We start from the raw sequence: 22,792 nt of genomic DNA, 5'->3' as shown, positions 1-22,792 counted from the left end.
GGCAATAGGTGTGAAGGAACGATGAAGAAGAATATGACTAAATTTCATACCAATAAGGGAGCAGGTTATTTTATGATATTTTTCCTCCTGCTCTTTTTGCTGTTATTAGCCCGATTTTTTTACATACAATCAACAGGAACAGTTCATAATCAGGATTTAGATGCGCTTGCTAAACAAAAGCATAGTAAAAAAGGAGTTCTTGAAGCGAACCGAGGAACCATTTATGATCAAAACGGTCATGTGTTAGCACAAGACGCAAACTCTTATAAAATAGTGGCTGCGCTAAAAGGCGCTAACTCTGTTGAGAATAAAGAAGATACTGCAAAGAAAATTGCAGGAGTACTTGGAAAAGGCGAAGAGGATATTTTAGCTTCTTTAAATAAGGAAGGTAGAAGTCAAGTCGAATTCGGAACGTTAGGCAAGGATTTGACGAAAGAAAAGAAGGAACAAATAGAGGCGTTGAAGTTGCCGGGAATATCTTTTATTACAGAAAATGCAAGGGTGTATCCAAATGGTGATTTTGCATCTTATGTTATAGGTCATGCAAAACCAGATGAGAATGGAACCTCGGTAGGTCAATTTGGCATAGAAAAAAGCTTAGATAAATACTTAAGTGCTTCTAATGGAGAAGTAGCATATACAGGTGATCGTAAAGGTGTATCCCTTGATGGTGGAAAAGTTAATGTAAAGGCACCGAAAAATGGAGATAACGTTTATTTAACAATTGATCAACGTGTCCAAAGTTATTTAGAAGACGCGATGAAAGCAGCAAGTAAGCAATATGAGCCAGAAAGTTTAATAGGGATTGTTGCAGATCCGAAAACCGGAAAAATATTAGCGATGTCTACTAAACCTAGTTATGACCCTAATGATCGTCAAATTAAATATTTCTTCAATGACGCAATTGCCAATGCATTTGAACCTGGATCAACAATGAAAATTTTCACGTTAGCGGCAGCTATTAATGAAGGTGTGTACAAAGGGCAAGATTATTATCAGTCAGGGACATATCAAGTCGGAGATAGGAAAATAAAAGACCATAACGGCGGTGCTGGTTGGGGCTCTATCACGTTTGATGAAGGGGTAGAGCGTTCTTCAAACGTAGCGTTTGCAATTTTAGGAGATCAAAAACTTGGTCCAGAACGTTTCCGAAAATATATTCATAGTTTTGGATTAGATGAAAAAACGAACATTGATTTATCAGGTGAAGGATCGAATACAATTTTATTTGATCAGCAAATACAACAAGTGACAACAGCTTTTGGACAAGGTTCCACTGTAACACCAATTCAGCTTGTACAAGCTGCAACGGCCATTGCAAATGATGGGAAAATGATGAAACCTTATGCAATTGATAAAATTGTAGATCCGATAACAGACAAAGTAAAATTAGAACATAAGCCAGAAGAAGTAGGAAAACCTGTTACAAAGGAAACAGCAGCGCAAGTAAGACAGTTATTAGAACGTGTTGTTACATCTCCGAAAGGTACAGGGACAGCTTATAAAATTGATGGATATTCAGTTGGTGGTAAAACAGGTACAGCGCAAATTCCGGATGGAAAAGGCGGCTATATGACAGGAAGACAGAATTATATATTCTCATTCTTAGGTATGGCACCAATGGACGATCCACAACTTGTTGTGTATGTAGCTGTTAAACAGCCGAAATTAAAAGATGATGAGAACGGCGCACAACCTTTAGCTGATATTTTTAAATATGTAACAAAAAATAGTTTAGAGTATTTAAAGATTAAGCCAAATGAAGTGAAAGATCCGAAAAAACATCTGAAAGAACAACAAACTACTGTTCCAGATGTAACTGGTAAAACGATGGCTGAAGCGGGGAAAGCGATTGATAAAGCAAAACTTCGTCCAATCGTACTAGGTGAAGGGAAAGTACAGCAACAAGTACCAAAAGCGACTGAACAAACATTGAAAGGCGACCGAGTCTTCTTGGTAGGAGATAAGCCTACAATGCCAAATATACAAGGATGGGCACTGCGTGATGTTATGAATTTAGCGAAGACATTACAGCTTAACTTGAAGCCTTCTGGTACAGGATACGTAACAGAGCAAAGTGTGGCGGAAGGAACATTATTACAACCTGGTACAGAATTAGGTGTCACACTCGTACCGCCACTCGAACCACAACAAGAAGCAGAAAAGCCGTAATGGTAAAAGAGAAGAAGTTCTAATTAAATAAGTACAAGCATATATTGGAACAAGCTAGGCGTAAGGGAGGCTTGTTCCGATATGCGTGTATCAAATGTAACAGTTAGAAAACGACTTATTTTTATACTTATATCAGGTATACTTATTTTCACTATTATCGATATTCGTCTTGGATATGTGCAATTTTTTCTTGGGAATATGTTAACGGATCGTGCGAAAGATTCATGGAGTCGTAATATTACTTTTGAACCCGAACGTGGGAAAATTTTAGACCGAAATGGTGTGGAACTTGCCACGAATAAAAGTGCTCCAACTGTCTTTGTTGTACCGAGGCAAATTGAAAAACCAGCAGAGACTGCAGAGAAGTTAGCTGCAGTATTAGGTGTGGAAAAAGATGAGATTTATAAAAGAATTACAAAAAAAGAATCGATTGTAAGGTTAGATAAAGGCGGAAGGAAAATATCACATGACAAAGCGAAAGAAGTACGAGGATTAAGTTTGAAGGGCGTGTATATCGCAGAGGATTCTATCCGGTACTATCCATTTGGAAACTTTTTATCACATGTATTAGGTTTTGCAGGTAGCGATAACCAAGGTCTTATGGGACTAGAAAAATATTATGATAAAGAGCTAAATGGGGACAAAGGTCATGTTCGTTTTTTTGCAGATGCGAAAGGACAAAGGATGCCTAATGTTGGTGATGATTTCAAAAAGCCAGAAGCCGGTTTAAATTTAGGATTAACAATCGATGCGCGTATTACAAGGATTATGGAAAGAGAAATGAATATTGCGGAGTCAACTTATAATCCAGACGGTATGATTGCAATTGCAATGAATCCTAAAAATGGTGAAATTTTAGGTATGTCTAGTCGGCCGAGTTTTGATCCAGCGGATTTTCAAAGTGTCTCTCCAGAAGTGTATAACAGAAATCTACCTGTGTGGAGTACGTATGAGCCTGGTTCAACATTTAAGATCATTACACTAGCTGCAGCATTGAATGAAAATTTAGTAGACTTAGAGAAGGATACGTTTTATGATGATGGAGCAGCTGAAGTCGGTGGAGCTAGATTGAAATGCTGGAAAGCAGGAGGTCATGGCAGTCAAACGTTTTTAGAAGTCGTTCAAAACTCATGTAACCCGGGATTTATTGAACTTGGTGATCGCCTTGGTAAAGACCGATTATTTAAATACATTCGTAATTTTGGTTTTGGGCAGAAGACTGGGATTGACTTGCAAGGTGAAGGCAGTGGGATTTTATTTAATTTAGATAAAGTTGGTCCAGTAGAGCAAGCGACAACTTCATTCGGCCAAGGGGTTTCTGTTACACCAATTCAACAAGTAGCAGCTGTAGCGGCGGCTGTAAATGGTGGAACATTGTATCAGCCGTATATAGCTAAGGAGTTTATTGATCCGAAAAATAATCAAGTTGTTAGTAAAAAGACACCTGTTGAGAAAAGAAAAGTTATTTCCAAGGAAACTTCAGAAAAAGTTCGTTATGCATTAGAGAATGTTGTAGCGAAAGGTTCTGGTAAAGGTGCTTATATTGATGGATATCGTGTAGGTGGAAAAACGGGTACTGCTCAAAAGGTGAAAGATGGTAAATATTTAGAGAATAATTATATTGTATCTTTTATCGGATTTGCTCCAGCGGATGATCCAGAGATTGTTGTGTACGTTGCTGTTGATAATCCAAAAGGGGTTACACAGTTTGGTGGAGTGGTAGCAGCTCCAATTGTCGGGAATATCCTTCGAGATGCGCTTCCTGTTATGGGAGTGAAACCGAGAAAAGAACAAGTTGAAAAAGAATATAAATGGGGCGATACACCAACTGTGGAAGTTCCGAATTTAATTGGAATGAAAAAGAAAGATTTACAAACACAACTCGTCGATTTGCAGCTTGATATAAGTGGAGATGGAGAGAAAGTAATTAAGCAATCACCAGAAGCGGGAGCTAAAGTAAAAGAAGGCTCAAAAATTAGAATTTACTTCGGGAATTAAAGGTAACATAGTACGTTTTATGGTACAATTGGTGGAAGTGAGTTCTTTATAGAACAGTTACTTAACTTGAGACAATAAGTGTCTCAGTCATAAATAGGCCAGTAGCACTTACCTCCTTATATAGGAGGTAATGTGTTGCTTACTGAAAAAAAGATAAATAAACAATGTAGAGAGGGTTTAGTGAAATGAAGTTGCATACACTTTTATCATGTTTGCATGATTTTCCAGTTGTTCCAAAAGAAAATCCAGAAATCACATCTATAGAAGCTGATTCACGTAAAGTGAAAGAAGGAAGCTTATTTGTATGTATGAAAGGATATACGGTTGATAGCCATGATTTTGCTAAGCAAGCAGCGGCACAAGGAGCGGCTGCTATTGTTGCGGAAAGACCAATTGATGTTGACGTTCCAGTTGTACTTGTGAAAAATACTTTTCGTTCGTTAGCGGTTTTAGCTGATTATTTTTATGGTCAACCGACACACAAGTTACATTTAATCGGAATTACAGGTACAAATGGAAAGACAACAACATCGCATATTATGGATGAGATTATGCGAGCACATGGTCATAAAACAGGGCTAATTGGAACGATTAATATGAAAATCGGTGATGAAACATTTGAGGTGAAAAATACAACACCAGATGCACTAACACTTCAACAGACGTTTTCAAAAATGGTTGAACAAGGTGTGGACAGCACGGTAATGGAAGTTTCGTCACATGCGTTAGATCTTGGTCGTGTACACGGATGTGATTACGATGTAGCGGTGTTTACGAACTTAACACAAGATCATTTAGACTATCATAAAACGATGGAAGAATATAAACATGCAAAAGGGTTACTATTTGCACAGCTTGGCAATAGTTATAATCATAATCGTGAAAAGTACGCTGTGCTGAATAGCGATGATAATGTAACAGAAGAGTATATGAGAAGTACTGCAGCAACTGTTGTAACATATGGTATTGATACAACAAGTGACATTATGGCAAAAAATATCGTTATGACGAGTGGCGGAACTACATTTACCCTTGTCACACCGTATGAAAGTGTAAATGTTACGATGAAATTAATAGGTAAATTTAATGTATATAACGTACTTGCAGCAACAGCAGCAGGACTTGTTTCGGGTGTGAAATTAGAAACAATCATTGCTGTTATAAAGGAACTAGCTGGGGTTCCAGGGCGTTTTGAAGTTGTTGATGGAGGACAAAATTATACAGTTATTGTTGATTACGCACATACGCCGGATAGTTTAGAGAATGTATTAAAAACTGCAAAACAATTTGCAAAAGGTGATGTGTATTGTATCGTTGGTTGTGGTGGCGATAGGGACCGAACGAAGAGACCGATAATGGCAAGTGTTGCAACAAAATATGCAACTCATGCAATTTACACATCAGATAATCCAAGAAGTGAAGATCCAGCGGCTATTTTAGATGATATGGTACATGGTGCAAGTGGAAATAATTATGAAGTGATTATTGATAGAAAAGAAGCGATACACCATGCAATCACTAAAGTAAAAGCAGATGATATCATTATTATTGCTGGTAAGGGTCATGAAACGTATCAAATTATTGGTAAAGAAGTTTATCATTTTGATGATCGAGAAGTTGCGAAAGAAGCAATTACAGGGCGTTTAAACAACGAAGAGTAACAACGTGAGAGGAGGACTACATGTGCTTGAGCAAGGTTTATTAGTAACGGCTGGGGTAGCATTCTTAATTTCTGTTGCCCTTTCGCCATTGTTTATTCCATTTTTAAGAAAATTAAAGTTCGGACAGAGTATTCGTGATGAGGGACCAAAGTCACATCAAAAAAAATCAGGGACACCGACAATGGGTGGTATCGTCATATACGTATCTATGATGGTAACTTCACTTATTATGGCGATTAAGTTTAATTATTTAGGTGCAGAGGTTTCGTTATTACTATTAGTGACGTTTGGTTACGGATTAATCGGATTTTTAGATGACTACATAAAGGTAGTTAAGAAGAGAAATCTTGGTTTAACATCAAAACAAAAATTAGTAGGGCAGCTTGTTATTGCTATTGCATTCTTTTTAATTGGAAAAGGGCAAGCGTTCCACACATACATCATGATTCCGGGAACGGATGTTAAGTTTGAATTAGGTTGGGCGTATTTTGTACTTGTACTATTTATGCTTATTGGTGGATCAAATGCAGTTAACTTAACTGACGGTTTAGATGGTTTATTATCAGGAACAGCTGCTATTGCATTTGGAGCATTTAGTATTATTGCTGTGGCACAAGAGCAATTTGGAGTAGCGATATTCTGTATGGCAGTGGTAGGAGCTGTACTTGGATTTTTAGTATTCAATGCGAATCCAGCAAAAGTGTTTATGGGAGATACAGGTTCATTAGCTTTAGGTGGAGCCATTGCAGCTGTAGCGATTTTATTAAAACAAGAATTGCTACTTGTAATTATTGGCGGAGTATTCGTCATGGAAACTTTATCGGTTATTATTCAGGTCATTTCATTTAAAACAACAGGAAAACGTGTCTTTAAAATGAGTCCATTACACCATCATTATGAATTATGTGGTTGGTCAGAGTGGCGTGTTGTTGTGACGTTTTGGTCTGCAGGATTTTTATTAGCTGTGTTAGGAATTTATATCGGGGTGTGGATGTAATTGAAAACTGTAACTGAATTTCAAAATAAGAATATTCTTGTATTAGGCATTGCAAAAAGTGGTTATGCAGCAGCTACATTGTTACAAAAGTTAGGGGCGAATGTCATTGTAAATGACGGAAAGCCTTTAGCAGACAATGTACTTGCTGCAGAATTACAAGCAAAAGGAATGGACGTTGTATGCGGTGGCCATCCTTTAGAATTATTAGAGAGAAATATTTCTCTTGTCGTTAAAAATCCAGGAATCCCGTATTCTAATCCAATATTAATTGCTGCGAAAGAAAAGCAAATTCCAATTGTTACGGAAGTTGAATTAGCATATCGTATTTCAAAAGCGCCATTTGTTGGAATTACAGGATCTAATGGTAAAACGACGACAACAATGCTGACATTTGAAATGTTAAAAGAAGGACAAAAGCATCCTGTTATTGCAGGGAATATAGGAACTGTAGCTTGTGAAGTAGCACAGGATGCAAAAGAAAATGAAGTTGTAGTTACAGAACTTTCATCGTTCCAATTGATGGGAGTAGAATCGTTCCAGCCTAAAATTGCAGCGTTCTTAAACTTATTTGAAGCCCACTTAGATTATCATGGGACGAAGAAGGAATATGGTTTAGCAAAAGCAAATGTTTTTAAAAACCAAACAGAAAACGATTATAGTGTAATAAACGCGGATGATGCAGATGTGATGGCTTTATCTGCGGATACTAAAGGTCAAAAAATCCTGTTTTCGACAACGAAAGAAATTGAAGATGGCGCGTGTATAAAAGATAACGCTCTTTATTTCAAAGGTGAAAAAGTTGTTGAAGTAAGCGATATCGTTTTACCTGGTCAACATAATCTAGAAAATATTTTAGCTGCGATGAGTATTGCGAAATTATTAGGTACTTCTAATGAAGCAATTACGGTCGTGTTAAAACGTTTTACGGGTGTAAAACATCGTTTAGAATATGTAACAACGATTAACAACCGTAAGTTTTATAATGACTCAAAAGCAACGAATATGTTAGCGACTGAGAAAGCACTATCTGCGTTTACACAACCGATTGTGTTACTAGCAGGTGGGCTTGACCGCGGAAATGAATTCGATGATTTAATTCCATATTTCAAAAATGTAAAAGCGATTGTAACATTTGGACAAACAGCTCTCAAACTAGTAAGAGCGGCAGAAAAAGCGGGATTAGATATAATTGAAAGTGTCAATACTTTAGATGAAGCAGTGGTGAAAGCTTATGCTCATTCTAAAGAAGGTGATGTTGTTCTTCTTTCTCCAGCGTGTGCAAGCTGGGATCAATTTAAAACATTTGAAGAAAGAGGAGACATTTTTATACAAGCTGTGCATAAACTTATATAAAGTAAATCAAAACATCAGTAGGCTAACACCTACTGATGTTTTGTTACATAGGGCAAAAGGTTCTGCCTAAAGAGGTGGTGTTTGTGGGTAATGAAGAAAACGCCTGATTTTATGCTCATCATCGTAACACTTTCATTGTTGACAATCGGAATGATTATGGTTTATAGTGCGAGTGCAGTTTGGGCCTCTTATAAAATGGGGGACTCATTCTTTTTTGCAAAAAGACAATTACTGTTTGCGGGTCTTGGTGTAGTAGCTATGTTTTTTATTATGAAAATTGATTATTGGGTGTGGCGTACGTATTCAAAAGTAATTTTGCTAGTTTGCTTCATTCTTCTTATTCTCGTTCTTATTCCTGGAGTAGGTCTTGTTCGAGGAGGAGCACGAAGTTGGATTGGGATCGGAGCATTTTCGATTCAACCATCAGAATTTATGAAGTTTGCGATGATTATTTTCTTGGCAAAGTTTTTAGCGGAACGGCAAAAATTGATCACATCTTTTAAACGTGGTTTATTACCGGCTCTTAGTTTTGTGTTTCTTGCTTTTGGGATGATTATGTTACAGCCAGACCTTGGGACAGGAACGGTAATGGTTGGGACATGTATCATTATGATATTTATTTCAGGAGCGAGGGTCTTTCACTTTGCGATGTTTGGTTTGATTGGTGTAGCGGGATTTGTAGGATTAATTGCATCAGCACCGTATCGAATGAAACGCATTACATCATATTTAGATCCGTGGTCAGATCCGCTTGGAAGTGGATTTCAAATTATCCAATCATTACTCGCAATTGGACCTGGTGGATTATTTGGGCTTGGACTTGGACAAAGTAGACAAAAATTTCTTTATTTACCTGAACCACAAACTGACTTTATATTTGCGATCTTATCCGAGGAATTAGGTTTTATTGGTGGTTCATTTGTGTTATTATTATTTAGTCTATTATTATGGCGCGGGATTCGTATCGCATTAGGAGCGCCAGATTTATATGGTACGTTTTTAGCAGTAGGTATTGTGGCGATGATTGCGATTCAAGTAATGATTAATGTTGGTGTTGTAACAGGACTGATGCCTGTTACGGGTATTACCTTGCCGTTTTTAAGTTATGGTGGATCAAGTTTGACATTAATGTTAATGGCAGTAGGTGTATTATTAAATATAAGTCGCCATTCTCGCTACTAAACCCTGTTTATAAGACAGGGTTTTTCGTATGTGTGTAAAAATGCAATATGTATATAGAAATAAATATAATGGAAATAAGAAAAGAGAAGCGGAGGAGTTAGTAGTGCGTGTATTAGTTAGTGGTGGGGGTACTGGTGGTCATATTTATCCAGCTCTTGCTTTAATTAGAGAAATAAAAAAGTTAAATCCAGAAGCAAGATTTTTATATATTGGTACGGAAAATGGACTAGAGAGTACAATCGTTCCAAAAGCAGGTATACCATTTCAGTCTATTGTTATAAGTGGATTTAAACGAAAAATATCATTAGATAATGTGAAAACAGTAATGCGTTTTCTAAAAGGTGTACAGGATAGTAAACGATATATTCGTCGTTTTAATCCGGATATCGTAATTGGAACGGGTGGATATGTATGTGGACCAGTTGTATACGCTGCAGCCAAATTAGGTATTCCAACTATTGTACATGAACAAAATAGTGTACCAGGTGTAACGAACAAATTTTTAAGTCGTTATGTTGATAAAGTTGCTGTTTGTTTTGAAGCAGCTACAGAGCATTTTCCAGAGTCAAAAGTGGTAATGACAGGTAATCCGCGAGCATCAGAGGTAATGGATCAAAATGGAATGAAAGGGAAACGTTCAGTTGGGCTTTCTCTTCCTAAAAAGTCTGTACTTATATTTGGTGGAAGTCGTGGAGCTAGACCGATTAACGATGCCTTCGTTGAAGCAATTGAACAGTTTGGGAACAAAAGCTACGAAATACTATATGTAACAGGTGAAGTACATTATGACAAAGTGATGGAAGCCGTGAAGCAAAAAGGGAACCCGAACAATGTTATTATTAAGCCGTTCATTCATAATATGCCAGAGGTACTAACTGGTGTAGACCTTGTTGTTTCAAGGGCTGGGGCAACAACACTTGCAGAATTAACAGCGTTAGGAAAACCAAGTGTGTTAATACCGAGTCCGTACGTAACAAATAATCATCAGGAAAAGAATGCACGTTCAGTTGTTGATAAAGGAGCGGCAAAAATGTTACTTGAAAAAGATTTAACAGCTGAAACGCTTATTCGTGATATTGATGAGATTTTATTGGATGCACAAACATTGCAAAATATGAAGCTAGCTGCTAAGCAACTAGGTATTCCAGATGCAGCAAATAAGCTGTATGAAGTAATGAATAAGCTTGTAAAAAAATAAAGTGAGGCTTTAATCGGTGGGGAGTGATTCTTTCTTGTTGATTATTACCTTTCACTAATCGGATGTTTACTGGCATCCCGATTCTCGCCTAACTTCTTTGTTACCGCCGAATTTTGATTTAGGAGCTGTACTGCCCGTAAATAGAGGGATAACGTTAGGTGAACGCCCTGCATATTATTGTCATAAGGAGACTTAATATGGGGGAGATTGTCTATGGAACAATTAGTAAATGAGCTTATAGAAGCAGACGTTGGTCGTGTTTTAGTTAACGAGTCGTTAGCACGTTATACAACTATGAAAATAGGTGGACCAGCGGATATTTTAATTGTGCCAAAGCATGTAGCCGGTATTGAAAAAACATTACAGTTAGTAAAGCAATACAAAACGAAGTGGACTGTAATTGGGCGCGGTTCAAACCTTCTTGTATCTGATCAAGGCATAGAAGGTGTTGTTATTCGTTTAGGAGAAGGATTAGATCACTTAGAGGTCGAAAAACATAAGGTAAGAGTTGGTAGTGGATATCCTCTTATTAAATTGTCAACTTTACTTAGTCGTCAAGGGTTAGCTGGATTGGAGTTTGCAAGCGGTATTCCAGGAAGTGTCGGTGGTGCAGTATATATGAATGCAGGTGCACATAAATCGGATATATCGAGTGTATTATCGAAGGCTCTCATTCTGTTTGAAGACGGTACAATTGACTGGTTAATGAATAAAGAACTGGAGTTTTCTTATCGGGCATCTGTATTGCAAACGAAACGTCCTGGTATTGTTTTAGAGGCGGAGTTTCAATTACAGGCGGGAAAACGTGAAGAAATTGTACGTAGCATGCAAAATAATAAAGATTACCGCCGTGAAACGCAACCATGGAATCACCCGTGCGCAGGAAGTGTATTTCGGAATCCAATCCCACATTTTGCAGGAGATTTAGTAGAAAAAGCAGGGCTTCGTGGTTATAGGATTGGTGGAGCTCAAATTTCTGAAATGCATGGCAATTTTATTGTTAATACCGGGGGAGCTTCAGCGCAAGATGTATTGTCCTTAATTGAATTAATAAAACATACAATTAAGGATAAATTTGATGTAGATATGCATACAGAAGTAGAAATCATTGGAAGATAACGGTTATTCGTTCCGCTCATTATCATTTATGTTATAATAAGAAGATAAGAACGGCATGAGGAACATGCCGTTCTTTATGTTACATAGGGGGATCGTACATGAATAATAGTAAAGTGATTAAACTACAAGATCGTGTACCAAAATTGAAAAATCAAAAGAAAAAAAACAAAAAAAATGTTAATCATCGATTGATTTTATACATATCAATTTTATTTTTATTAGTGCTCTTTTTAATTTATTTTCGGTCTCCGCTTAGTAATATAAAAAAGATTAGTGTGTTTGGAAATCACTATATGACGGATGAGCAAGTAATGAAGGATTCAGGCGTGACATATGATACAAGTTATTTCCGAGTGACAGCACATAAAGCTGAAGAAAACTTAACGAAGCGAAAAGAAATTAAAGCAGTAAATGTAAAAAAACGTTTTCCAAACAAGATTGATATTCATATCGAAGAATATTTAACGATTGGTTATATAAATAAAGAGGGAAAATTACAACCGTTATTAGAAAATGGAAAAACGCTTGATGTACTACCTAATGGAAAACTTCCTGTTGCAGCACCGATTTTCGAACCTTTTAAAGAAGAGAAAATGAAGGAGTTAATCGCTGAACTAGAAAAATTAACACCAGCTATTTTAAAATCTATTTCGGAGATTCGCTATTCACCAACGAATGCGAATGAAGATCATCTTACTTTATATATGAATGAAGGTTATGAAGTGAGCACTACGATTCAAAATTTTGCAAAACGTATGGAAGCCTATCCGCTTATTTTAAAAACAATTGAGCCAGGTAAGAAGGTATTAATTGACTTAGAAGTAGGTGCATATACGAAAGAATTAGGTGCGGAAGAAAAAAAAGAATAGAATGGTAGTTTTCGTTGATTATAGCAGAAAAAACGAAACGAATGTTCTATTATGTGTATACGAATTTAGAAGAATGGTTCATTTGATGAAAAATATGTAAAAATTCTTAGATTCATACTAGTATTGGTACAAGTTTCACTTTTCTATGAGTACATCTTAGTGTAGACTTATACTTGGCGGTAAACTTTACACTCGAAATAGAATTATTTCAAGATAAGCAGTTATTCATAGTTTACTGCGATATTCTTAATTGAATGCTAAATAAAAATAAGAAAAATATAGGGTTAAAAAAGGGAAACGTATAAAGACGTTGAATATTTTTCTTATAAATAGTAAAGTTGCGATTGTTGTTCCATATATTGAGTTGTATGGTATAAATAAAGAAGGAGGTGCCAAAGAATGAACAGCAATGAAATATATGTTAGTCTTGACATCGGTACATCCAATGTTAAAGTCATCATTGGTGAAATGGTTAATGACAGCTTAAACATTATTGGTGTTGGAAATGTAAAATCAAATGGTTTAAAGAAGGGATCGATAGTTGATATAGACGAGACTGTTCGATCAATTAAAAAAGCAATTGAACAAGCTGAGCGCATGGTGGGAATCCACATTGAGCAAGTTGTAGTAGGTGTCAATGCAAACCAGGTACAGCTACTTCCTTGTCACGGAGTAGTCGCTGTTTCAAATGAAGATCGTGAAATCGGGAATGAAGATGTCTTACGCGTTCTAGATGCAGCACAAGTTGTGTCAATTGCTCCAGAACGTGAGTTTATTGATGTGGTACCTCGACAGTTCATCGTAGACGGTCTTGACGAGATTAACGATCCACGCGGGATGATCGGTGTAAGATTAGAAATGGAAGGTACACTTATTACAGGCTCGAGAACTTTACTACATAACCTACTTCGTTGTGTAGAAAAAGCAGGTCTTGAAATTGTTGATATTTGTCTTCAACCTTTAGCGGCTGCAACAGTTGCTATATCTTCAGATGAAAAAAATAGAGGAGTAGCCCTTGTTGATATGGGGGGAGGATCTACAACTTTATCTATTTTTAAAGATGGAGAGTTACAAGCGACGAGCGTATTACCATTAGGTGGAGACCATATAACGAAGGATATTGCGATTGGGTTGAAAACTTCAACAGAAAATGCAGATCAAATTAAGTTGAAATATGGACATGCTTTTTATGATACAGCATCTGAAGAAGAGATGTTTACGGTTCCTATTATGGGAAGTGATCAAACAGAACAATATTCTCAGTTGGAATTATCGGATATAATAGAGGCTCGTGTAGAGGAAATTTTAATGTTTGTTCAAGATGAAGTGCGTAAGTTAGGAGTAAAGCAAGTGGCTTCTGGTTATGTACTAACTGGTGGAATTGCTTCTATGCCAGGTGTTCTTGACCTTGCATATGATATTTTACATGAAAATGTTCGTGTAGCAACTCCTGATTATATTGGTGTGCGTGAGCCCCAATATACAAGTGGAGTTGGATTAATTAAACATTCTTATCAAAAAGCTAAATTACGTGGGAAAAATGTGCAGGAAAAGCAAGAGCATTTTGAACCAGTACCAGCACCAACGCCGGTACAACAGCAACCTGCAAAACAAAAAACTCGTAATCAAAACAATAATAATCAAAATGATGACCGCATGATGTCAAAAGTAAAACGTGTATTCCGTTATTTATGGGATTAAAATTGGACACGAAAAATGAGGTTCTAGGGGGATTTCGACATGTTAGAGTTTGATACTACTCAAGATCAATTAGCGAATATAAAAGTTATCGGTGTCGGCGGTGGCGGAAACAATGCTGTAAACCGTATGATTGAACACGGTGTACAAGGTGTAGACTTTATCGCTGTGAACACTGATGCACAAGCATTAAATCTATCAAAAGCTGAAACGAAAATGCAAATTGGTGGAAAATTAACGCGTGGACTTGGTGCAGGCGCAAACCCTGAAGTAGGGAAAAAAGCTGCAGAAGAAAGTAAAGAACAGATCCAAGAAGCACTTCGTGGTGCGGATATGGTCTTCGTAACTGCCGGTATGGGCGGTGGGACTGGAACTGGTGCAGCGCCAGTTGTTGCTCAAGTTGCAAAAGAATTAGGTGCTTTAACAGTTGGTGTTGTAACACGTCCATTTACTTTTGAAGGACGTAAGCGTGCGACGCAAGCAGCATCTGGTATTGCAGCATTTAAAGAAAATGTAGATACTCTTATTGTAATTCCAAACGATCGCTTATTAGAGATTGTTGATAAAAATACGCCAATGTTAGAAGCATTCCGTGAAGCTGATAACGTATTACGTCAAGGTGTTCAAGGTATTTCGGATTTAATTGCAACGCCAGGTTTAATTAACTTAGACTTTGCAGACGTAAAGACAATTATGTCTAATAGAGGTTCTGCTTTAATGGGTATTGGTTCTGGTAACGGGGAAAATCGTGCTGCAGAAGCTGCGAAAAAAGCGATTTCTAGTCCATTACTAGAAACATCTATTGATGGAGCTCAAGGTGTTATCATGAACATTACGGGTGGCGCTAACTTAAGCTTATATGAAGTACAAGAAGCGGCAGATATCGTAGCTTCAGCTTCAGATCCAGAAGTAAATATGATCTTCGGTTCTGTTATTAACGAAGGATTAAAAGATGATATCGTTGTAACTGTAATTGCAACTGGTTTTGATGATAGCATTGCAACTCAACCACCAAAACCAATTATTCGTCCGAATGCGAACCACACGCAACAACAGCAACAACCAGTAGCTCAACCTTCAAAACAACGTGAAGTAAAACGTGAAATGAAGCGTGAAGAGCCAGTTGTACATGAGCGTCATTCAGATTCAGATGATATCGATATTCCAGCATTTTTACGTAACCGTCGTAGACGATAAGAAAAGGAGCTTTCATGCTCCTTTTTTGTTTTTTAAATGGAAAAGACCTGCTAAGCAGGTCTTTTTTTATTTCGTATATTTCAATATATTTTGTTGGTGAAAATAAGAGTATATCATTCTATGAATTTGTACTTTTATTTTTTACCGACAGATTATGTCTAGAAATCACAAAATAACAAAAAAACACCTCCGCAAATTGACACACTTTCCTATTGGATATGCATTATACTAGTCTCAACTTGAAAAAAGAGGTGAATTGTTTGGTTGTTTACGCCGACGTTGTTTGGTTGTTAAACGCCTGCATTGATTTTCTTTTGCTTTTATTAACAGCTACCGTGTTAAAAAAGAAGATCAAAAGATGGAGGCTTGTGTTAGGGGCATTTATAGGTTCAACTATTGTTATTTTTGCCTTTACTCCTTTTGCTTCTATGATGACACATCCAATTATGAAACTACTGTACTCGTTACTTATTGTGTATACAGCATTTGGGTTTACAACATTTAGAAATTATGCACAAACTGTTTTTACTTTTTACTTTGTAACCTTTATGGTTGGCGGAGGATTAATTGGAACTCATTTCTTTTTGCAAACGAATGAAATGGTAAATGGATTGGTTCAATCTCAGTCAATTTCTTACGGCGATCCAATTAGTTGGTTATTTGTTATTTTTGGTTTTCCGGTAATTTATTATTTTTCTAAAAAGCGTATTGAAAGCGTAGAGGTCACGAAAATACACTATGACCAAATTGTGAAAGTAAAAATTCAATTAGCCGAAGAAGAACTAGAACTGGCAGGTCTTATTGACAGTGGGAACCAACTTTACGACCCATTAACAAAAACACCCGTTATGATTATGCATGTTTCATCATTAGAACATTGCTTACCATCTTGGTTAACAGAACAAATTTATTCCAAAACAGAAATTCCTCAAATACCAGAAAATGATTCTGGTTGGGCGACAAAATTACGTTTAATTCCTTTCCGTGCAGTAGGAGTAGAAAGTCAATTTTTGTGGGCAATTAAGCCTGACAGTGTGCAAGTTGATCATGAAGGTAGTTCTATTGTTGTAAACAAAGTATTAATTGGATTAAATACACAACAACTGTCTACTAATGGGGAGTATCAATGTATTGTGCATCCAAAAATGTTGATTTCACAAAAAATGGTGATCGCTTAATAATGAGAGGCGGGATAATATGATGAAATTAAAATTTTATTTAGTATACCTTTGGTATAAAGTATTGCTGAAATTAGGAATTAAGACCGATGAAATTTATTATATTGGTGGAAGTGAAGCGTTGCCACCACCGTTAACGAAAGAAGAAGAGGAAGTTCTTTTGAATAAATTGCCAAAAGGAGATCAGGCAGCAAGGTCATTACTTATTGAACGCAACTTAAGGCTCGTTGTATATATAGCAAGAAAGTTTGAAAATACAGGGATAAATATTGAAGATTTAATTAGTATAGGAACAATCGGCCTTATTAAAGCGGTAAATACATTTAATCCAGAAAAGAAAATAAAATTAGCAACATATGCATCGCGTTGTATAGAAAATGAAATTTTAATGCATTTACGTAGGAATAACAAAAATCGTTCGGAAGTTTCTTTTGATGAACCGCTAAACATTGATTGGGATGGGAATGAACTATTGTTGTCTGACGTGTTAGGTACAGATGATGATATTATTACAAAAGATTTAGAAGCTACTGTAGATCGTCACCTTTTAATGAAAGCATTACACCAATTAAATGATCGTGAAAAACAAATTATGGAACTTCGGTTTGGGCTTGCTGGAGGAGAGGAAAAGACGCAAAAAGATGTGGCGGATATGCTTGGGATTTCACAGTCATACATTTCGCGTTTAGAAAAAAGAATTATAAAAAGATTACGAAAAGAATTTAATAAAATGGTGTGAAGAATAGGACCAGCCGTTATGTAGGCTGGTCCTATTCTATTTAGTTGTATTAGGAAAGATAATTTAAATGAAAAATCGTGAAAAAACCATATGCATAAAATCCCCTTCAAAGGAAATACTTTACACTGTACAGCAACTCCCGATAGGAGGGAACACTTTGACGAGAAACAAAGTAGAAATTTGCGGTGTTGATACAGCTAAACTTCCAGTATTAAAAAATGAAGAGATGCGTAAATTATTTCGTGAAATGCAAAGTGGAGAGATAAGCGCAAGAGAAAAATTAGTGAATGGAAACTTACGTCTTGTACTGAGCGTCATCCAAAGATTTAATAACAGAGGAGAATATGTTGACGATTTATTCCAAGTTGGTTGCATCGGACTTATGAAATCAATTGATAATTTTGATTTAGGCCAAAATGTAAAATTTTCAACGTATGCTGTGCCGATGATTATTGGGGAAATACGCAGATATTTGCGTGATAATAATCCGATTCGCGTATCGCGCTCATTGCGAGATATTGCGTATAAAGCTTTGCAAGTAAGAGAGAAGTTAATTGCAGAAAATTCAAAAGAACCAACAGCAATGGATATTGCAAAAGTGCTAGAAGTAACTCATGAAGAGATAGTATTTGCTTTAGATGCAATTCAAGATCCAGTTTCATTATTTGAACCGATTTATAATGATGGAGGAGATCCTATCTTTGTTATGGATCAGTTAAGTGATGAAAAACAAAAGGACGAGCAGTGGGTTGAAGAACTAGCATTGAAAGAAGGAATGAAGCGTTTAAATGATCGAGAGAAAATGATTATTAGAAAACGTTTCTTCCAAGGAAAGACACAGATGGAAGTTGCAGAAGAAATTGGGATTTCCCAAGCTCAAGTATCACGTTTAGAGAAGTCAGCCATTAAACAAATGAATAAAACGATTCAAGGATAAGGTCTCACCAATTATGGTGAGACCTTTTTATATGTAATATGGTTTGTGCTCATAGTAGGGGATTAGTGTTCATATAATGAAACTAGCATGGTGTTTCGTATAGGTGGCTTCCTGTAAATATGAGAAACAGCTTCCAATTCGTCATATAAGGGAGAGGGTAAAAATGGTGATACGAATTTCAGAGTTACAGATGAAGGATGTTATAAATATTTCAGATGGAAAAAGGATTGGGAATATTGGAGATATTGAAATTGATATGAACACAGGGCAAGTTTGTTCTGTTATTATTTCCAAACAGACACGTATGCTAGGTATTTTTGGAAAAGATGTTGAGATTGTAATTCCTTGGAAGGAAATTGTGAAAATTGGGGAGGATGTCATACTTGTAAGAGTAGATCCTGTTAATACTGTAACAGAATCAATACAAACACCGACAATTTCATAAAGAATATTACAAATTCCTCTTTTTTTTCTGTTAGGATTATGAAAAAATAAAAGTATGGTAAAATAGACAGGAAGTACCATGCTTTTTTCTGTTATTTTAATTAAAAGGAGCCGCTTTATTATGAGAGAACCATTTAAATATGTGGACGGTATACTGTATTTACAAGCGTGGAAAGAACTTGGAAACATTACTGCTGGATTTACGACAAAAGATGGTGGGATAAGTACGGGCTCCTTTCATGCGATGAATTTAGGATTACATGTGAATGATATCGTGGAGAACGTTCATGAAAACAGACGCATTTTAGCAAATAAGTTACAAAAACCATTAGAAAACTGGATTTGCTCTGAACAAGTTCATGATCATCATGTTGAAAAAGTAGGGCAACAGGAAAAAGGAAGTGGCGTTTATTCATATGAGGACGGCATTTCAAAAACAGATGGCATTTATACGAGTAATGAAGATGTTCTGTTAACGTCTTGTTACGCGGATTGTGTTCCGCTCTATTTTTATGCACCATCACATGGTATGATAGGACTTGCGCATGCTGGATGGAAAGGTACTGTACAAGAGATTGCAAAGGAAATGATTCAAAAGTGGAATGCGGAAGGTATTTCAAGTGATGAAATTCATGTTGCAATTGGACCGTCGATTGGATCTTGTTGTTATGTTGTGGATGATCGTGTATTAACAGCAGCACAGAAAGTAATTAACGGTGCTGTTCCTCATCAAAAAATTTCTGACGGGCAGTACGCAATTAATTTAAAAGAAATTAATCGTATATTATGTGTACAAGCAGGCATAAAAGAAGAGCATATTGTAATGTCATCTCTTTGTACAAGCTGTGAAGAGCAACTATTTTTCTCTCATCGTCGTGATCAAGGTAATACAGGAAGAATGTTGAGTTTCATAGGTTTTAAGGAGGAAGGAAGCAAGTGACAGTACAAGAAAATTTAGTAATTGTAAACGAAGCTATTAAAGAATCTTGCGTTCGAGCTGGACGTTCGTTGCAAGATATTAAACTTGTTGCAGTGACAAAAACTGTAGGGATTGAAAAAACAAACGAAGTAATTGAAACTGGAATTATCGATTTAGGTGAAAATAGAAATGAAGGTTTCTTACAGAAATATGAGCATTTCGGTTCAAAAGTTAATTGGCACTTTATTGGCTCATTACAAACGAGAAAAGTAAAAGAAATCATTAATGATATTGATTATTTACATTCGTTAGATCGTCTTTCCCTGGCGAAAGAAATTCAGAAACGTGCTGATAAGAAAGTGAAATGCTTTATTCAAGTGAAAACCTCATCTGAAGAATCGAAGCAAGGATTAGCAATAGAAGAGGTTGTTTCTTTTATTCAAAGTTTGCAAGAATTCGATAAAATTGAAGTGGTTGGACTAATGACGATGGCTCCATTTACAGAAGAAGAGGAAGAAATCAGACGCTGTTTTAAGGAATTACGTATGTTGCAAACAAAGGTGCAGGAGCTAGAGTTATTACATGCGCCATGTAAAGAATTATCAATGGGAATGTCCAACGATTACACGATTGCAATTGAAGAAGGGGCTACATATATTCGTTTGGGAACGATTTTAGTAGGAAAAGCGTAAAAGGAAGGAGAATCTTATTATGAGTTGGTCAAAAGTAAAATACTTCTTTTTTGATACACCGGAAGAAAAAGAAGCAGCTCAATATGGTTATGAAAAGGAGCAAACAGACATGAAAAAGCAGCAAGATCCACCAGAACAACAAGATGTTACGTTTCCAAAAGCGCAACCGAAGCAAAATGTTGTGAGTATTGAAACAGCAAAACAATCTTCAAAAGTTGTTTTATTAGAACCACGCACATATTCGGAAGCACAAGGGATTGCGGACCACTTAAAAGGTAGACGAGCTGTTGTAATTAATTTGCAGAGAATGTCTACTGATCAAGCGGTACGTATCGTTGACTTTTTAAGTGGTACTGTATACGCTATAGGCGGGGACATTCAAAAAATAGGACCGAAAACATTTATGTGTACACCTGAAAATGTTGATATTGTTGGTGCAATTTCAGAGTTATTCGGTGAAGAAGAAGAAACAAATATAAAGAGGTGGTAATACGCCATGACAACAGTTTTAATGGTGTTAAGTTCTGCTATCGAGATTTACTCGTGGGCACTGATTATTTACATTCTCCTATCATGGTTTCCTGGTGCAAAGGAATCATCTTTTGGAGAGTTCTTGGCGCGAATTTGTGAACCGTATTTAGAACCATTCCGCAGATTTATTCCGCCGCTTGGTATGATTGATATTTCTCCACTCGTTGCGATTTTTGCGTTAAAACTTGCTAAAAGTGGTTTGTTCAGTTTGTTCAGCTATTTCTTATAGTAAGAGGTTAAATACATGAGCATTTACGAACATTTTAGGCCTGATGAAGAGGTCTTTGTAGATAAAGTGCTGGAGTGGAAGCGAACAGCGGAGTACCATCAAGTGAAATTAACAGATTTCCTTGATCCAAGACAGCAACAAATTGTTTCTATGGTAATTGGACAAGGAGATGTCGCTGTACAATTTGGTGGTGCAACGCCTAATGCAGAGCGTAAAAGAGCACTCATTTATCCAGACTATCTAGAATTAAATGAAGAAGAATTTCAAGTAGAAGTATTAGAAATTGACTATCCTTCCAAGTTTTATACGCTAGAACATAGGCAAATATTAGGTACATTTATGTCTCTTGGTTTAACGAGAGAAAAATGTGGTGATATTTTGCTGCAAGAAAATCGTGCCCAAATTGTAGTTGCGAAAGAAATCGTATCGTACATTGAGATGAACTTACAAGCAATAGGAAAAGTAAAAGTCTCCTTATCAGCAGTACAAGGAGAACAAATTCTACAAATACATGAAACGTGGGGGGAGAAATCTGGAACGGTTTCTTCACTTCGTTTAGATGTTATGTTAGCTGAAATGTTACATTTATCTAGACAGAAAGTACAACCTTTCATAAAAAATGGTTTAGTAAAAGTCAATTGGAAAACAGTGGAGCAAACTTCTTATGAATGTTATCCAGGAGACGTTTTTTCTGTTAGAGGATATGGCCGAAGTAAATTATTTTCTGTAGAAGGTAGAACAAAACGCGACAAATGGAGAATTTTGTATGGTATACTAAAATGATTGGTTTTTTAGAAGGAAATCCTCCTATTTTGTCGAAGAAAAGATATAATTGAAAGAGGAAATTTAGATAACTACTTGGAGGTGGCGTTGTGCCGTTAACACCATTAGATATTCATAACAAAGAATTTGGTCGCGGATTCCGTGGCTATGATGAAGATCAAGTAAATGAGTTTCTTGATCAAATTATCAAAGATTATGAATTGGTCATTCGTGAGAAAAAAGCTTTAGAAGAAAAAGTTGCGCAGTTAGAAGGGAAGTTAGATCATTTCTCTAATATTGAAGATACGTTAAACAAATCTATCGTTGTTGCGCAAGAAGCAGCGGAAGAAGTAAAACGTAATGCGCAAAAAGAAGCGAAATTAATTGTGCGTGAAGCTGAAAAGAATGCTGATCGTATTATTAACGAAGCATTAGTAAAATCAAGAAAAGTTGCTTTTGATATTGAAGAGCTAAAGAAACAAGCGAAAGTATTCCGAACTCGTTTCCGTATGTTATTAGAAACACAGCTTGAAATGTTAAACAACGATGATTGGGATAAACTAATTGAGTTAGAAGACGAAGTAGATGAACTGTTGAAAAAAGAAGAAACAGTGTAAGCTTGACGTTTTTCTCATTATTACATATAATTTTAAACAACATATTTATTAAGAAAAACGAAGATAGGGATAAGTACCTTTTCAAACCTTATATAGCGAACTGAGGATGGTGTAAGCTCAGGATAAGGAGATAGTGGGAATATCACCCTGGAGTTCCGCGCTGAACAAATAGAGTAAGCGTAGGCGTGTATTCGCGTTAAGAATATAAAGAGGATTCTATACATATGTATATGATCTACTAGGGTGGTACCGCGGGAGACTTTCTCGTCCCTTTTTGGGATGAGAAAGTCTCTTTTTTAT

At 36.4% G+C, this 22,792-nt stretch carries 21 protein-coding genes and 1 other annotated feature; all 21 genes read left to right on the top strand.

Going from position 1 to position 22,792, the window contains the following annotated elements; genetic code table 11:
* The first annotated feature begins 21 nt into the window (after positions 1-21).
* Entirely contained in the window at positions 22-2,172 is a 2,151-nt protein-coding gene (locus ACUXVC_RS19710; RefSeq protein WP_095690274.1) for a penicillin-binding protein, read from the top strand.
* 81 nt (positions 2,173-2,253) lie between these two features.
* Positions 2,254-4,170 carry a stage V sporulation protein D gene (locus tag ACUXVC_RS19705; protein WP_001266235.1) on the top strand — a complete coding sequence of 639 codons (1,917 nt, stop codon included), beginning with the start codon at positions 2,254-2,256 and terminating at the stop codon, positions 4,168-4,170.
* 185 nt (positions 4,171-4,355) lie between these two features.
* The gene (gene murE / locus ACUXVC_RS19700; RefSeq protein ID WP_089171690.1) at positions 4,356-5,831 is read left to right on the top strand and encodes a UDP-N-acetylmuramoyl-L-alanyl-D-glutamate--2,6-diaminopimelate ligase; all 1,476 of its coding nucleotides are present in this window, start codon (positions 4,356-4,358) and stop codon (positions 5,829-5,831) included.
* Between the two features lie 22 nt (positions 5,832-5,853).
* Entirely contained in the window at positions 5,854-6,828 is a 975-nt protein-coding gene (gene mraY / locus ACUXVC_RS19695) for a phospho-N-acetylmuramoyl-pentapeptide-transferase (protein WP_000893060.1), read from the top strand.
* Positions 6,829-8,181 (top strand): UDP-N-acetylmuramoyl-L-alanine--D-glutamate ligase, encoded by a 1,353-nt coding sequence (murD, locus tag ACUXVC_RS19690; protein WP_144465490.1) that lies wholly within the window; start codon positions 6,829-6,831, stop codon positions 8,179-8,181. It abuts the gene before it with no gap.
* Positions 8,182-8,271: 90 nt separating this feature from the next.
* Entirely contained in the window at positions 8,272-9,363 is a 1,092-nt protein-coding gene (gene spoVE, locus ACUXVC_RS19685) for a stage V sporulation protein E (RefSeq protein WP_000753524.1), read from the top strand.
* Positions 9,364-9,466: 103 nt separating this feature from the next.
* The gene (gene murG / locus ACUXVC_RS19680; protein ID WP_024927913.1) at positions 9,467-10,561 is read left to right on the top strand and encodes an undecaprenyldiphospho-muramoylpentapeptide beta-N-acetylglucosaminyltransferase; all 1,095 of its coding nucleotides are present in this window, start codon (positions 9,467-9,469) and stop codon (positions 10,559-10,561) included.
* Between the two features lie 213 nt (positions 10,562-10,774).
* Positions 10,775-11,680 (top strand): UDP-N-acetylmuramate dehydrogenase, encoded by a 906-nt coding sequence (gene murB / locus ACUXVC_RS19675; protein WP_000437027.1) that lies wholly within the window; start codon positions 10,775-10,777, stop codon positions 11,678-11,680.
* 98 nt (positions 11,681-11,778) lie between these two features.
* Positions 11,779-12,549 (top strand): cell division protein DivIB, encoded by a 771-nt coding sequence (divIB, locus tag ACUXVC_RS19670; RefSeq protein WP_001065789.1) that lies wholly within the window; start codon positions 11,779-11,781, stop codon positions 12,547-12,549.
* 399 nt (positions 12,550-12,948) lie between these two features.
* Positions 12,949-14,250 carry a cell division protein FtsA gene (gene ftsA, locus ACUXVC_RS19665; RefSeq protein ID WP_030027631.1) on the top strand — a complete coding sequence of 434 codons (1,302 nt, stop codon included), beginning with the start codon at positions 12,949-12,951 and terminating at the stop codon, positions 14,248-14,250.
* A 39-nt stretch (positions 14,251-14,289) separates the two neighbouring features.
* Positions 14,290-15,444: a cell division protein FtsZ gene (gene ftsZ, locus ACUXVC_RS19660; protein ID WP_000888984.1), complete on the top strand. Its 1,155-nt coding sequence runs from the start codon at positions 14,290-14,292 to the stop codon at positions 15,442-15,444.
* A 260-nt stretch (positions 15,445-15,704) separates the two neighbouring features.
* Positions 15,705-16,622, top strand: a complete 918-nt coding sequence (gene spoIIGA / locus ACUXVC_RS19655; RefSeq protein WP_000261975.1) for a sigma-E processing peptidase SpoIIGA — start codon at positions 15,705-15,707, stop codon at positions 16,620-16,622.
* A gap of 19 nt (positions 16,623-16,641) precedes the next feature.
* Positions 16,642-17,361, top strand: a complete 720-nt coding sequence (sigE, locus tag ACUXVC_RS19650) for an RNA polymerase sporulation sigma factor SigE (protein WP_000976948.1) — start codon at positions 16,642-16,644, stop codon at positions 17,359-17,361.
* Between the two features lie 157 nt (positions 17,362-17,518).
* Positions 17,519-18,298 carry an RNA polymerase sporulation sigma factor SigG gene (gene sigG, locus ACUXVC_RS19645; protein WP_000197755.1) on the top strand — a complete coding sequence of 260 codons (780 nt, stop codon included), beginning with the start codon at positions 17,519-17,521 and terminating at the stop codon, positions 18,296-18,298.
* A gap of 163 nt (positions 18,299-18,461) precedes the next feature.
* The gene (locus ACUXVC_RS19640) at positions 18,462-18,743 is read left to right on the top strand and encodes a YlmC/YmxH family sporulation protein (RefSeq protein WP_000236749.1); all 282 of its coding nucleotides are present in this window, start codon (positions 18,462-18,464) and stop codon (positions 18,741-18,743) included.
* Between the two features lie 120 nt (positions 18,744-18,863).
* Positions 18,864-19,682: a peptidoglycan editing factor PgeF gene (gene pgeF / locus ACUXVC_RS19635; protein WP_144465489.1), complete on the top strand. Its 819-nt coding sequence runs from the start codon at positions 18,864-18,866 to the stop codon at positions 19,680-19,682.
* Positions 19,679-20,353, top strand: a complete 675-nt coding sequence (locus tag ACUXVC_RS19630; RefSeq protein WP_144465488.1) for a YggS family pyridoxal phosphate-dependent enzyme — start codon at positions 19,679-19,681, stop codon at positions 20,351-20,353. The genes pgeF and ACUXVC_RS19630 overlap by 4 nt, the downstream gene beginning before the upstream one ends.
* A 19-nt stretch (positions 20,354-20,372) precedes the next feature.
* On the top strand, positions 20,373-20,843 hold the full coding sequence (locus ACUXVC_RS19625) for a cell division protein SepF (protein ID WP_000119129.1): 471 nt from the start codon (positions 20,373-20,375) through the stop codon (positions 20,841-20,843).
* Positions 20,844-20,849: 6 nt separating this feature from the next.
* Positions 20,850-21,113 (top strand): YggT family protein, encoded by a 264-nt coding sequence (locus tag ACUXVC_RS19620; protein ID WP_000214324.1) that lies wholly within the window; start codon positions 20,850-20,852, stop codon positions 21,111-21,113.
* A gap of 15 nt (positions 21,114-21,128) precedes the next feature.
* A complete protein-coding gene (locus tag ACUXVC_RS19615) occupies positions 21,129-21,896 on the top strand; it encodes a YlmH family RNA-binding protein (RefSeq protein WP_000029713.1) in 768 nt (255 codons plus the stop codon).
* Positions 21,897-21,985: 89 nt separating this feature from the next.
* The gene (gene divIVA / locus ACUXVC_RS19610; protein WP_001131611.1) at positions 21,986-22,492 is read left to right on the top strand and encodes a septum site-determining protein DivIVA; all 507 of its coding nucleotides are present in this window, start codon (positions 21,986-21,988) and stop codon (positions 22,490-22,492) included.
* 51 nt (positions 22,493-22,543) lie between these two features.
* Positions 22,544-22,767, top strand: a binding site (T-box leader).
* Positions 22,768-22,792 lie beyond the last annotated feature (25 nt).

The organism is Bacillus sp. N6 (assembly GCF_052805735.1).
This window is presented reverse-complemented; position numbering and strand designations above follow the sequence as displayed.